Annotated in this window: 1 pseudogene; it reads left to right on the forward strand. The window is 68.0% G+C overall.

The features are described from left to right. Nucleotides 1-185, forward strand: a pseudogene (locus P3H15_RS54780) (antitermination regulator); the annotation flags it as partial. Between the last annotated feature and the right edge of the window lie 156 nt (nucleotides 186-341).

Below are 341 nucleotides of genomic sequence, written 5' to 3' on the forward strand. Positions count from 1 at the left end.
AGGCGTTCGACGAACTCCTCGACGTGTCCCGCCGTCATCACCTGACCGTGATCGGCGCCGCCCGGAGTTTGGTCGACCTCGCCGCCGGATTCGCACCGCAGCGCCGGTCCGACGCCATCCGGTTCGACGAATGGGAACAGCTGCTCACCCAACTTCCCCCACGCCGCCACGCGCACGCGAGCTGACGCACCAGGATGCACACGATCATGCGTGAGACCGACAGTGGGAACGACGCCACCGGAACCGCAGCGAGCCAACCGGGCGAGAGCACGTCGCCGGTCGCGGACGATCCGATCGTGTGGCCCGAACCCAGCCCACTCGAGTCCTGGTGGGAACACGTG

This window comes from Rhodococcus sp. T2V, assembly GCF_029269925.1.
Taxonomy (GTDB): domain Bacteria; phylum Actinomycetota; class Actinomycetes; order Mycobacteriales; family Mycobacteriaceae; genus Rhodococcus_F; species Rhodococcus_F koreensis.